Here is a 13,202-nt window from a genome sequence, read left to right as displayed (position 1 = left end):
CTGAGCGGAGCCGAAGTGAACGGGCAGCGGACAACTATTCCTTATAAACCACCCCATCTTTCATTACAAAAGATACATTCTTCATTACGGAGATATCCTTGGTAGGATTTCCTTCAACGGCAATGATATCGGCTAGAAAGCCTTTTTTTAAGTTTCCTAATTGATTTAAGTGAAACATTTTGGCATTGTTAGAAGTGGCGGAAATTAAAACGTCTAAGGGTTTCATACCATAATCTACCATTAATTCCATCTCTCGATAATTTTCTCCATGAGGAAAAACACCTACATCGCCACCAAAAACAATTTGCACGCCAGAATCGAGCGCCATTTTAAATGATTTTCGTTTCTGTTGAATTCGTTCCGGCTCAGGATCGGTGCTTTTGTTCCAACCTCTATATTGTGTAATGGCATCACCTGCGGCAAGGGTAGGGCATAGGCCAACACCTTTTTCTTTCATCAATTCAAAAATTTCAGCTGTACCACCGTCGCCATGCTCAATGGTTTCCACACCACCAAGAATGGCTCTTTTCATGCCTTCTGGGGTACTGGCGTGGGCAACCACATATTTGCCCGCAGTAGTAGCTGTAGCCACCATTGCATTTATTTCTTCCTGAAGAAATGTAGGTTTGGAATCGGCACCCGGTGTCCATCGGTAATCGGCATAAATTTTTATCAAATCTGCACCGTTACCCATTTGCCTACGAACGGTGGTAATACAATTGTCAACACCACTTGTAGCTTCTGCACCTAAGGGTACCGTTACGCCATCATGGAAACCTTTTGGACCGTATGCGCCCGTAGCTACAATAGCAGGTCCCGCAACCAATAATCGCGGTCCGTCAATAATACCGTTTTCAATGGTTTTCTTTACGTATACATCTGTATAACCTGCACCTTCGGCCCCAAGGTCTCTCATGGTGGTTACACCTGCCATTAAAGAATTTTTTACATGTACCGTAGCCCTAACGGCACGTTCAACCGGAGACTCTTTGAGAACTTGGTCGTTCCAATCGGTTTCGTTGTATGGGTGTAGTAAAATATGGGAATGCCCTTCAATAATACCGGGCATTAAAGTAGTTCCCTTTAATTCAATTTCAGTTGTATGGTCAGGTAGATCTATGCCAGATAATTTACCGGCATATGTTATTAGATTTTCCTCTACTAAAACCACCCAATTTTCATGCATTTCCGTACCATCAAATACTCGGTCTGGTTTTAAGAGTGTTTGTGAAAAACCAAGATAACAAGAGAATAGTAGGACAATAAAAAAGGATTTCATAACAATAGTGGGTTTAGTGAACAATAGCAGATGTTAAAAGGCTGTCCAGGTCTGATTTGGAATGGTGGTTTCCGTTGGATAGCACCATATAAATATCTTGTGTGTTTGTAATATTTTCTAACGGATTGCTGTTGAGTAAAACAATATCGGCAATTTTACCTTCGGTAATAGAACCATAGTCCGCATCTTGTTTTAAAAATAATGCTCCGTTATAGGCTGATGATTTCAGGGCATCTAGCGGAGAAATTCCTGTAGCAACCATAGCTTCCATTTCTTTATGTAATGATATGCCTGGGTAGGTAAAGCTATTGTAAGCCCCACTATCTGATCCCGCCAAAAGTGATACTCCGTTTTTATTCAAGTTAAAAGCCAGTTCGCCAAAGAATTGATCTAGTGCTTTTCGGTCGGCAACCTGTTTTGCAGAAGCATTTTTTACCCGGTCAATTCTGCCTTTATAAGTTTGTTGTATTCCAAGACCCATATATTTTAAGTAGTCATCATCAGCATGGTCAACTTCATCCAAATAACTAAGAACCCTACCAATGTGTAGTGTAGGAACAACAAATACATTGTCTCTTTTCAATTTGCCGAATGTTGTTAAAGCGGTGGAGTCGGCATATGAAGACTGGAGTAGGGGCATAGCATCCCAAAATCCGATTTCTTTGTCTATCAGTTTTTGGGTGATTTCCTTTTCATTGCTTGAGCATCCTTTCATGATATAATATAAATGCTCTACAGCATCTATACCTGCATTAATGGTAGCATCTAGTTCAACGGTAAAGGGCATATGTCCAGAAGTAATTAAGCCACGTTTTTCGCTTTCCTGAATCACCTTCAAATAATTTTCACCAGAAATTCGGCTATCGTAGATTTTTACAAAGTCAGACGGTATAGCTTGTAAAGAATCTAAGGCAGTGATAATATCTTCTTCGGTTTCAACTTCCAATGAACCTGCCCATGTACCTTTTGGACCGTCAATTTTAGGTCCAGATGTAAAAATGCGTGGTCCAATAAGTTCTTTGTTTTCAATAGCCTTACGCCATTTTAAAACCGATGAGGTTAGGTCTCCGCCAGCATCACGCACCGTGGTAATTCCGTTGGCCATAAAAAGCTTAAGAAAGTTCTTATTGGTATCAATTAAAGAATCTCCACCCCTGAAATGGGTGTGATTATCCCAAAAACCGGGTATTATAAATTTATTTGTGGCATCTATAACCGTATTGGCCTTTAGATGATCAGCATCAATGTCTTTAGTAATTTTGGTAATCCTATTATTGGAAATTAAAATATGTGCCGTTGAGACCGATCCGTCTTCTAGATTGATGACAGCACCATTTTTGATCAAAGTGTCATAAGTAACCTCTTTCTCCTTATTACAGCTTACAATTGCTATGAGTAAACACAAGGCAATAGCTTTCATCATTTTCAATACGCTCATCATATATATGCGGTTTTGCAAGGGTAAGGTAAAAAGAATATGCGGTACATTATAGTTTAAGCCTTATATCCTATGGCATTTTAGACATTGGTAATGAATGTATTATTTATTACCAAAGTGATTAAAAAACTCTGGTTAATTTCATTTTTTAATAGCCTGCCAACCACCGCCATTTCTATATTTGATATTCTCATGGGCATGTTGTATAATTTCCTTTATACGTTTCGCCTTGGTTTCTTCTCGCTTAGCTTGGTTTAACCAATATAGGTAGCTTTTGCGTTGGCTATGGGTAAAGTTCTTGAAGTTGGTATGTGCCTGGCTATTTTTTTCGAAAGCAATTTGTAATGCTTCGGGTATGACTCCGTTTTCAACATCATCTAAAGAAGTCCATGATCCATTTTCTTTTGCAATTTTAATCGAAGCTAATCCTGCTTCATGCATTAAGCCATTGGATTTTAAATCTTTAATATGATTTTTATTGACCTTGCTCCAAACGCTTTTGGGTTTTCTTGGGCAGAAGTATTGTTTTCGCTTACCGTCACCTAAACTTTTTACCGTACTGTCAATCCATCCATAGCAAAGTGCTACCCTAACAGCTTCTTCCCAGCGCATACTTTCGTTTTCGTGGGCAACGGAGTAGAAGATCAGGTGAATACCTTTATAGTCGAAATGATTATTATGTAACCAATTTTTGAATTCAGTGTCATTTTTAAAGTATAGTTCGGGTATTTCTAACATAATTCTATTAAAAGGGTATTAATTTATCATAAATGTACAATGTTTAATATAGAAACTATTGGTTAATACAACTGCACGCCCTATTTTTATGCATTCTAAAATCAACTAAACAACAACGAATAACGTATGAAAAAAATCTTCAATGCGCTGCTTTTGGGCTTTGCGCTTATTATTGTCTCATGTGGTGGCAATAAACGAGAAGGAGAACCAAAGGTATTGGTGTTCTCTAAAACAATGGCTTTTAAGCATGCATCTATACCAGCGGGGGTTGCAGCAATCCAAAAGCTAGGATTAGAAAATGGATTTGCCGTAGATACTACCAAAAATGCAGAACTGTTTACTGATGAAAATTTAAAGCAATATTCAGCTGTTATCTTTTTAAGTACAACGGGTAATGTCTTGGACCAATACCAAGAAGCGGCTTTTGAGCGCTACATTCAAGCCGGTGGCGGTTATGTAGGTGTGCATGCTGCGGCAGATACTGAATATGACTGGGGTTGGTACAATGACTTAGCAGGAGCTCAATTTTTGAGTCACCCAAGAGGAATGCCAAATGCGGATTTTATTATCAAGGACAAGAATTTTGTCGCTACACAGTTTTTTACCGACTCTGTGTGGAACAGAACGGATGAATTGTATAATTACAAGAACATCAATCCAGATGTAAACGTATTAATGACTTTGGACGAATCTTCTTATGAAGGTGGGCAAAACGGAGATTTTCATCCCATAGCCTGGTATCATGATTATGATGGTGGACGAGCATTTTACACGGGTGGCGGACATGCCGATGCCAGTTATTCAGAAGACCTGTTCTTAAAACATTTATTAGGTGGTATTCAGTATGCCATTGGTGAGAACTTGGTATTGGATTATGGAAAAACTACTTCGCAAATACCACCAGATGCAGATCGTTTTACTAAGGTAACTTTAAGTGAAGGTATGTTTTTTGAACCTACCGAAATGGCAGTATTGCCCAACGGAGATGTCTTAGTGGCTCAACGTAGGGGAGAGGTAATGCTGTATAATGATCAAACGCAAGAGCTTACAGAGGTTCTAAAGTTAGATGTGTACAGTAAAACATTGAATACGCCCGGTGTAAATGCCGAAGAAGGCTTAATGGGCTTGCAGAAAGATCCGGATTATGCAAACAATCACTGGATCTATTTATACTATGCACCAACAGGTGATCAGTGGGTCAACCGTTTATCACGTTTTAAATTTGTAGATGGTAAGTTTGATACGGACTCTGAGCAAGTAATTTTAGATGTAGATAGTCAAAGAGAAATTTGCTGCCATACAGGTGGTTCTATAGCGTTTGGACCAGATGGTTTACTTTATTTGTCTACAGGTGATAATACAACGCCATTTAACGAAAAAGGGGCTAAATATGTTCATAGTGGTTTTGGACCAATGAATGATATACCAGGTCATGAACAGTATGATGCTCGCCGTTCATCAGGTAACACCAATGACCTACGTGGTAAGATTTTAAGAATTAAAGTAAAAGAAGATGGTTCTTATGATATTCCAGAAGGAAACTTGTTTCCTGTAGGTACGGAAAAGACCAGACCGGAAATCTATACTATGGGACATAGAAACCCGTACAGAATTTCGGTAGATATGAAAAGGGGTTATGTATACTGGGGAGATGTTGGTCCAGATGCAAGAGCGGATAGTTTAGGCACAAGAGGTCCTAGAGGATATGACGAAATGAACCAGGCCAAAAAGGCAGGGAATTTTGGTTGGCCCATGTTCATTGGCGATAACTATGCCTATAATGAATACAATTACGAAACAGGTGAGAGCGGACCGGAGTATGATCCAGCCAAACCAATGAATACCTCACGCAACAATACGGGATTAACGGAATTGCCACCGGCAATGCCAGCCTATGTTTATTATCCTTATGATGATTCACAAGCTTTTCCACAAACGGCAACAGGAGGTAGAAATGCCATGGCCGGACCTACCTATTATTCAGATATGTTTCAAGGCGATGAAAAACTGCCAAGCTATTACGATGGAAAAGTTATTATTTACGATTGGATGCGTGGTTGGATGTTCGCTGTTCATTTAGATGAAAATGGGGATTTCAGTAAAATGGAACCGTTTGCTCCAAATATTAAGGTCAACAACTTAATTGATATGGAAGTAGGTCCAAATGGTAAAATTTACCTTTTGGAATATGGTAGCGGTTGGTTTTCACAAAACGCGAACTCGGCTTTAGGCTATATTCAATTTAACGGCGGAAATAGACCTCCGTTAATAGATAATATTACCGTAAGTGAAACGGCTGGTAAAACGCCGTTAACGGTAAATGCCACTGTTGAAGCAAGTGATCGTGAAAATGACGCTATAAAGTACATCTGGGATTTTGGAAACGGAGATACCAAAGAAACTACCGAGCCAAAAGTAAGTTATAGTTATACGGATGCCGGAGCCTACAAGCTAAAGGTAACTGTTGCGGACGATAAAGGAACCGAAGTTATAAGTGAAAGCACTGGTATTATTGCGGGTAATTCTAGACCGGAAGTTGCTATAGCTATAGACGGTGGCGCACCAGCTTTTTATCTACCGGGACAGAAAATTTCATACGACGTTTCGGTTACCGATCCAGATGGCACAGCTATAGATCCAAACAATATTTTTGTAAGTGTGGATTATTTGGAAGGCATGGATAAGGTTGCTATGAGTATGGGACACCAACAAGTATCGGCAGCGGTAACTGGTAAAGCCTTAACCCAAGCGATGGATTGTAAAACATGTCATAAAGAAGCAGAAGCATCCATTGGACCAAACTACAAAGATGTTGCCGCAAAATATAAAGAACGTAGAGATGCGTTAAAGTATATTCAAGGCAAAATCAAAACTGGTGGAAATGGTGTTTGGGGAGAAGTGACCATGCCGGCACACCCAAATATTACAACCGATGAATCTAGACAAATTGCTCTTTACATTCTATCCTTAAACGGAGATGAAAAGAAAGAAAAGTCGTTACCGGCAAAAGGTACAATTACGGCAGAATCATCTGCACCAGGTAACATGTTAGTGATAACGGCTAGTTATACCGATGCTGGGGCAGAAGGTACTATTCCGTTGACCGGTTCTAAGACCATTGCAATACCTAGCAGCACGGTAAAGTTCAATGATCAAATGAAATTGGACGGTATGCAAGCAATGCAGTTTGGTGGAATGGACCTATTGTTGATCAATAAGGCTGCCGGTTGGTTCATGTTGGAGAACATGTCATTAAAAGGAGTAAAGTCCGTTAGTTTAACTGCCGGATGGCAAGAAGCACCAAACATGTATTTTGATTTTGAAATACATGAAAACACTCCTGATGGTCCGTTGTTGGGCAAAGGTCAAATGCCATCACAACAACAAGGGTCACAAGGTACTATGATTACAATACCAATAACAGGTAAAGTATCGGGTGATGGTCCATACTATATAACCTTTAATGGCGAAGAAGGTAAAGAGTTGGCACAAGTAGCACTTACCGGAGCAGTATTTAAATAGAAATGACTTAATTGAAATGAAAAGCCCGCTGTATAGCGGGCTTTTTTTAGTTATAATATTAGGAGAGCACAAGCTAAACCAATCTTTTGCCCAATAGTTCTCCTATCTCCATAATCAAATCTGATTCATCTTGTGTAAAATCATAGGGAATCGGCTTTGCGATACCTATAGTGCCATAAAGTGTTTCATTATAAATTAGTGGAGCGGCTAAGGAACCTTCAACTTTGGTGTCTTTTGCAGACGGTCTGGCAACACCGGAATCATCTGTTTGTAGGTTACACATTTCAACAGGTTTTCTTCTTTCAGCAGCAATACCGGCCATGCCTTTACCAATAGGAATGGTAGATAATTTAGGTATTAAGAATTCAGGAATACCAACTTGAGATTGAAGTTGTAATAGTTTGTTTTCATCCAAAAAATGTAAGGTACCCGTAGAACAATCAAAATGATTCAAGATTGCCTTAAGTAGAAGCTCCCAATTAGGAGCGTCTTTTTCGAGTTCTGATTGTATGGTTGATTTAATTTCTTTTGAATTATCCATTTTACTTTTTCAATTTTTATTGAAGCTCTAAATTAATCAATTCACTTATCTCTTGAGCCCTATCAACAATCATAAAATGTTCACCATTTTCAATCAAGTGCATTTTTGTAATTCCTCGCGGAGGAATCAATTTATCACTTGTCCCGTTTATTTTAATCACATTGTTTTTATAAGCAATATTTTTCCAAGTAGTTAATTCATGTAATGCCCATTTTACAAAATATAAATCGGTATCATCTAATATTTTATATAATAATTTTGCATTATTGGCTCCCATAATATACTTAGCAATAAACCTAGGGGGGTTGAACAAATTAACAGGAATGGATCTTATGATTTTTAATTGTCCAATTCTTCTGTAGATAGATCTTAATTCATTTTTTGTATGGACAGATGAAATGAGAATTACTTTTTTAGGTGATAATACCTTATTGATTTCAGTGGCAATTAATCCTCCAAAACTAACCCCGATTATACAAAAATCAGTACTATCATCAATAATAGAACTAAGCCTTTTTGCGTAAGATTCTATGGGTTCACTGGGTAAGGGTATTATCCAATCAATTGTAATAAGTTCAAAATTAAGATTTAAGTAATCAAAAACCCTTTTGTCGGCACCCAAACCACTAATACCGTATACTTTCAAAAAATAGATTTTTATAGCACAAATTACTGCTTCAAATTAAGAAGTAGTAAACTATCATTATAAAGGTACATTTTTCTATATAGATAACATGTTGTTTTAAGCCACTTTTCTATATCTCGGTGGTCTGCGGTATGCGTAGTAACCTAAAACAACTTGCAATGCTTTTGCTATGGCAATTCGTATAGGAAACAATTCGGCGCCCAATGATTCGTCAATTGAACGTAATTGCATATAGTAATTGCTAATAAGCGGATAGTTCTTTTTGGACGAAATATGAATTTCTGCCATTACAACGGCTTGCGGCTTTTGTTCCTTTATAGGTTTACAGGTTACTAAAGTAGGGGTATTGTTTTTATGCAACATGGCAGAAAAACCAAATAGTCTGCAAATTAGACCCCGATGGGCATATTCTGAACAAAATCCTTTTGCACCAGGGGCAATTAGTTTGTTTAAAACGGGACATAGTTTGGTTGAGGTATTTTGTTCAAGATCTTGCAACCAAGTTTCTGCTACACCTTGTTTAAAAAGATGATAGGCTAGGGGTAAAAATTCTAGCACTGTGGCATTAATATCCGGTTTTAAGCAGCAATTTCCGCAATTGGCTACGCAGCCTAAACCTGTGGATTTTTGAAAGGAGCCCAACTCCTTTTCCAATTGGTAGAACATACGGTCTACCGCTCGAACTTTATGGTATATACTCACAAGTAGTTTAAAAAGTTGCGCGAAGGTAGTCTAAGTTTTCATACAAAAATCATAAAAATAAACTATTGTTAGATGGTAATTTTAAGAATGTAAATTGCTGATAAATAAATAATTAAAATTTTGAAGTCTTAAGTTTTAATGGTTTTGGATGGGTGTTCAAGACTATATTGAAACCAATAACGCCTAACACTTGTTCTTCTTCGGTCAGTACTTGTACTTCCCATTCACCGGGAGTAATATTTGATTTATACGTATAGCCTCTAAAACCACCATCTCTACCACCCGTAATATCATAGCCAATATCTTCTACCGTTACCCATTCATTGGTAAGTTCATTGTATTTTCTCCATCGATGAAATATTGACTTCTTTAAATCTGTAGGAGCAAAAATGGAAGAAAATATATACACACGTTGGTCTGAAGAATAACTAAAATCTAGTTTGTGTTTGCGCCAAAATATGTGTGATTCTTCAGACTCATAGGTTACTTCATAGTTGCCATTTTTTTGAACAACGTTGTGGGCTACTATTCCTTTATCCAACGCCAAGGGAACCGGTGGTATCAATCTTAAAAAATAGAAAAGATTGATCAAACCGTATATGGCAATGATAATGAAGATCATTTTGCCTAGCTTTATTTCTTTACGCGTACTTGGGCTTTTGCCATAAATGAACGTAAGCAACACTAAAGTGCTTACTAAGCTAACTGCACCGGATATTAAAAATATCGTAGAATTGAGCTCTTTTAGAAATACGGGAATCATGAACGTAAAAAAAGTGAAGCTAATAAAGTAGTACACCCCAAATTGTAAATATTTGTTGGAGATTCGTTTTTTTAGAAACTCATTGGCAATTAGTAATAAAACAAGTATAATAAAGAATGATGCCGTTTTGGATAAAGACACACTTCTTGAAAAATAGATGACATAGGCACTTGATAATCCCCCAAAAAAGAACTGAATGGCCAGCGGTAGATATTCTTCATATCGTTCTAGTAAGGTGCCCTGCCATTTGCCATCGTCTACCAAATTATATAAGTATAGTGTGATGGATAACGATGTCATATGCAAACATAAAACCGTTAAATCATAGGTACGGTCAATACGACCTAAGGTTAGGGTGTCAAAAATAAAACCACCAATAAAGAAAAGAATAGGGGCATACTTAGTGTGCTTTCTAATAAAGCTTCTAAAAGCGCTATTTCTATATCTGGCAAGGGTCTTTTTCATGTTGGTCTAGGTGCTGAGCAAAAATAGGTGTTTAAAAGCACTACAATTGACCGTAAATAACAATTGATGAACGTTAAAAGTTCACGTAGACAAAGTGGTTATATCAACTCTTTGTTTCAACGTAAAAGTTAGGATCTACACGTAAGGATTCTAAGTTGCCGTTCATCTTTTTGCTTTGCCATGTTGTAGACGGGTTCAACCACACAGGTTGGTCATCAACAAAAACTTTTAATGGAATTGTAAAGTCTTTGACCGTATTAGTAAAACGATAAGATATTTTTTTACCCTTGATCGTATATTCAAATACGGGTATTTTGACAGTTCGTAAATACTGGTCAAAAAAAGGATCAAGATCACGTTTCATTTTAGTTGCGATATACTCTTCAATCTGTGCGGTAGTAACCGTTTTATGATAGAATTCGGAATTAAGTCCACGTAAAATTGTTCTCCATTCTTTATCATCATTTACTATTTGGCGTAGCGTATGTAGTATATTGGAACCTTTATAATACATATCTCCACTGCCTTCATAATTTACATTATAGATGCCAATAATGGGTCTGTCGTTTCTAATATTGTTTCTAATACCTTGAACGTAGGCATTGGCAGCTTCTGTACCATAGTGGTAATCTAGAAACAAACTTTCAGAATAGCACGTAAAACCTTCGTGCACCCACATATCTGCAGCATCTTTATAGGTGATATTGTTTGCAAACCATTCATGGCCAGCTTCATGGATAATGATAAAATCGAACTTTAAGCCCCAGCCGGTTTGTGAAAGATCTCTACCCAAATAACCCTTTAAATATTGATTACCATAAGTGACCGAACTTTGATGTTCCATGCCCAGATAAGGGACTTCAACCAGTTTAAACGAATCTTCATAAAATGGATACGGACCAAACCAATGCTCAAACGCCTTCATCATTTTTGGGGCATCTTTAAAATGTTCCTTAGCCTTTTCTAGATTATCCTTTAAAACATAATAATCCATATCCAAGGCACCCTTCTCTCCTTGGTATACTTCATCAAAATGAACGTAATCACCAATATTGACATTTACACCATAATTATTGATTGGGTTGCCCACGAACCAGTTATAAGTATTGGTTTCTTTATGTACACTTCGTAACCTACCATTAGAAATATTCATAAGTCCTTTTGGAGCCTTTACACTGATCAGCATACTATCTACCTCGTCATACATATGATCTTTGTTGGGCCACCAGACACTGGCCCCTAAGCCTTGACAAGAGGTTGCCACAAAATCTTTACCATTATTATCCTTTTTCCAAGAAAATCCGCCATCCCATGGTGCATTGACTGCTTCTTTTGGGTGTCCTGAATAGGTAACAACAATTTCATTGAACTCTCCTTTTACTTGGGGTTTGGTCAACTGTACAAAATGTGCATTTACATTATGGGTTACGGTAAGTTCTTTTCCGTCTTGAGTAACCTTTTCAATGCTTAAAGGAGATTGAAGGTCTACTTGTAGCACTTGATGGGATTTTAGCACCTTATAGCGAATTGTGTTGCTCCCACTTATGAATTTCTCATCTGGGTCAACGGCAATATCCAAATGATAGTAATTTAGATCCCACCATTCACGTTCTGGGGTAATACTACCTCTTAACGTATCTTGTTTGGTAAAAGTCTGTGCCTGTGAGAAACTCAAAGTTCCCAAAGCAAGAAAAAGTATGAATTTGTTCATGTAAGGTTTGAATAGATTTTATCTGAATACTCCGTTTGGAAAAACGACCGGACTCTCAAATCCGTCTTCACTAACCGCTGAAACTCCGAAAAAATAGTTGTCAATAACGATGCCGTCTAAAACAAATTCGGTTACATCACCAACGTATCTGCTATAATCCCAAGTAGGGGATGTGGTGTCTCTCCAGTAAATTTTATAGCCTTTTGCACCATCAACCTTACTCCATTGAAATTTAGCTGCAGGTTCAACAATACCACCAATTTTAACTGTTTTTGGTGCAGGTGGGGCCCATGCTATTGATGCCAGGTTAATTGCGTTTACCGCGGTCAATTTGGCGGCGTACTCAAAATTCACATGCTCTAACACATCACCATAGGCAATACCATCCTCTACACGAATATCTTGGTGTTGTTGCGTATAGTTTTCGTGAGCTTCCATAATACGTATGCCAGGAAAACCAGCATCATTAAAAGGTCTATGATGACCTCCACGACCAAAACGATCTAAGCGATAGATCATCATTGGGTTCATTTCTGGCATGTATTGCTTTACGTTTTTGTGTACGTATCGTGCCAGTTGTCTTGAAACACCATCCACCTCACCGCCGTAAAACCTTCTGGCTTTGCGTTGTTCCTCTGTTTCTGTAGGAGGTACGGGTTCAGAGAATATTCTAAAATCAACGTTACTGATAGTGCCGTCAACTCCCTTTATATTACCGATCATATCATTATTGAATATTCCAATAACCTCCCAGCCTTGGTCTTTGGCATATTGTGCTATACCGCCACCGCCAAAAAGACCTTGTTCTTCACCTGAAAGACCCATGTAGATAATACTATTTTCAAAAGTGTATTTAGAAAGTACACGAGCGGCTTCCAACGTACCTGCCATGCCACTTGCATTATCATTTGCACCAGGCGAATCATCAGTGTAGTTGGTTGGGTCACTAACGCGAGAGTCAATATCACCGCTCATAATAATGTAACGATTAGGGTATTTTGTTCCCTTTTGAATAGCAAGCACATTTACCACTTCAACATCTTTTACAATACGGTTGTTAGCACCTTTTTTGACTAAGTCTTTTTGAAAAAAAACAGTAAGACAACTGTTACAAGCTGCAGAGGTTTTTTCAAATTCACTTTTGATCCATCTTCTTGCTGCACCAATTCCCCTAGTATTGGAAACTGTATCGCTTAACGTATGTCTTGTTCCAAAATTTGCGAGTTTGGTAACGTCGTTTTCTATACGTTCGGCAGAAACCGCATCAATAATATCATAAATACGTTGGTCCGTTTGTGCTGAAAGGTGAATAGCCGAGATGAATAAAGCGAGAAGTAAAAATTTTTTCATTTCAATTTTTTTGAGTGAGTAAAGTTAGTTTGGGTAATCGGTTTCTA

At 38.0% G+C, this 13,202-nt stretch carries 10 protein-coding genes; 1 reads left to right on the top strand and 9 read right to left on the bottom strand.

Features of this window, described 5'->3' with window-relative positions; genetic code table 11:
* Positions 1 to 34 precede the first annotated feature (34 nt).
* The 3 genes from I600_RS03400 to I600_RS03390 all read right to left on the bottom strand — a co-directional run bounded on the left by I600_RS03400 (position 35) and on the right by I600_RS03390 (position 3,455).
* On the bottom strand, positions 35 to 1,279 hold the full coding sequence (locus tag I600_RS03400; protein ID WP_058103089.1) for a metal-dependent hydrolase family protein: 1,245 nt from the start codon (positions 1,277 to 1,279) through the stop codon (positions 35 to 37).
* Positions 1,280 to 1,292: 13 nt separating this feature from the next.
* Entirely contained in the window at positions 1,293 to 2,720 is a 1,428-nt protein-coding gene (locus I600_RS03395) for an amidohydrolase family protein (protein ID WP_245188836.1), read from the bottom strand.
* 138 nt (positions 2,721 to 2,858) lie between these two features.
* Positions 2,859 to 3,455 carry a YdeI/OmpD-associated family protein gene (locus I600_RS03390; protein WP_058103088.1) on the bottom strand — a complete coding sequence of 199 codons (597 nt, stop codon included), beginning with the start codon at positions 3,453 to 3,455 and terminating at the stop codon, positions 2,859 to 2,861.
* Positions 3,456 to 3,581: 126 nt separating this feature from the next.
* Between I600_RS03390 and I600_RS03385 the strand changes: the two genes are divergently transcribed.
* On the top strand, positions 3,582 to 6,977 hold the full coding sequence (locus tag I600_RS03385) for a ThuA domain-containing protein (protein WP_058103087.1): 3,396 nt from the start codon (positions 3,582 to 3,584) through the stop codon (positions 6,975 to 6,977).
* Positions 6,978 to 7,050: 73 nt separating this feature from the next.
* Here the strand turns inward: I600_RS03385 and I600_RS03380 are convergent, their stop codons facing one another.
* The 6 genes from I600_RS03380 to I600_RS03355 form a co-directional block, all read right to left on the bottom strand.
* Positions 7,051 to 7,518, bottom strand: coding sequence for a GAF domain-containing protein (locus I600_RS03380; protein WP_058103086.1), 468 nt, complete (start codon positions 7,516 to 7,518; stop codon positions 7,051 to 7,053).
* A 16-nt stretch (positions 7,519 to 7,534) separates the two neighbouring features.
* Positions 7,535 to 8,164: an alpha/beta fold hydrolase gene (locus tag I600_RS03375; RefSeq protein WP_058103085.1), complete on the bottom strand. Its 630-nt coding sequence runs from the start codon at positions 8,162 to 8,164 to the stop codon at positions 7,535 to 7,537.
* Positions 8,165 to 8,260: 96 nt separating this feature from the next.
* Positions 8,261 to 8,866, bottom strand: a complete 606-nt coding sequence (locus tag I600_RS03370; RefSeq protein WP_157490836.1) for a YkgJ family cysteine cluster protein — start codon at positions 8,864 to 8,866, stop codon at positions 8,261 to 8,263.
* Between the two features lie 112 nt (positions 8,867 to 8,978).
* Positions 8,979 to 10,094 carry a DUF2914 domain-containing protein gene (locus I600_RS03365; protein WP_058103083.1) on the bottom strand — a complete coding sequence of 372 codons (1,116 nt, stop codon included), beginning with the start codon at positions 10,092 to 10,094 and terminating at the stop codon, positions 8,979 to 8,981.
* Between the two features lie 103 nt (positions 10,095 to 10,197).
* A complete protein-coding gene (locus I600_RS03360; protein ID WP_058103082.1) occupies positions 10,198 to 11,805 on the bottom strand; it encodes a M1 family metallopeptidase in 1,608 nt (535 codons plus the stop codon).
* A gap of 18 nt (positions 11,806 to 11,823) precedes the next feature.
* A complete protein-coding gene (locus tag I600_RS03355) occupies positions 11,824 to 13,155 on the bottom strand; it encodes a M28 family metallopeptidase (protein WP_058103081.1) in 1,332 nt (443 codons plus the stop codon).
* Between the last annotated feature and the right edge of the window lie 47 nt (positions 13,156 to 13,202).

It is taken from the genome of Maribacter dokdonensis DSW-8 (assembly GCF_001447995.1).
GTDB classification, from domain to species: domain Bacteria; phylum Bacteroidota; class Bacteroidia; order Flavobacteriales; family Flavobacteriaceae; genus Maribacter; species Maribacter dokdonensis.
This window is presented reverse-complemented; position numbering and strand designations above follow the sequence as displayed.

Coding starts and splice junctions, on each gene's coding strand:
- I600_RS03400 (WP_058103089.1), bottom strand. CDS start 1,279: ATGAAATCCTTTTTTATTGTCCTACTATTCTCTTGTTATCTTGGTTTT.
- I600_RS03395 (WP_245188836.1), bottom strand. CDS start 2,720: ATGATGAGCGTATTGAAAATGATGAAAGCTATTGCCTTGTGTTTACTC.
- I600_RS03390 (WP_058103088.1), bottom strand. CDS start 3,455: ATGTTAGAAATACCCGAACTATACTTTAAAAATGACACTGAATTCAAA.
- I600_RS03385 (WP_058103087.1), top strand. CDS start 3,582: ATGAAAAAAATCTTCAATGCGCTGCTTTTGGGCTTTGCGCTTATTATT.
- I600_RS03380 (WP_058103086.1), bottom strand. CDS start 7,518: ATGGATAATTCAAAAGAAATTAAATCAACCATACAATCAGAACTCGAA.
- I600_RS03365 (WP_058103083.1), bottom strand. CDS start 10,094: ATGAAAAAGACCCTTGCCAGATATAGAAATAGCGCTTTTAGAAGCTTT.
- I600_RS03360 (WP_058103082.1), bottom strand. CDS start 11,805: ATGAACAAATTCATACTTTTTCTTGCTTTGGGAACTTTGAGTTTCTCA.
- I600_RS03355 (WP_058103081.1), bottom strand. CDS start 13,155: ATGAAAAAATTTTTACTTCTCGCTTTATTCATCTCGGCTATTCACCTT.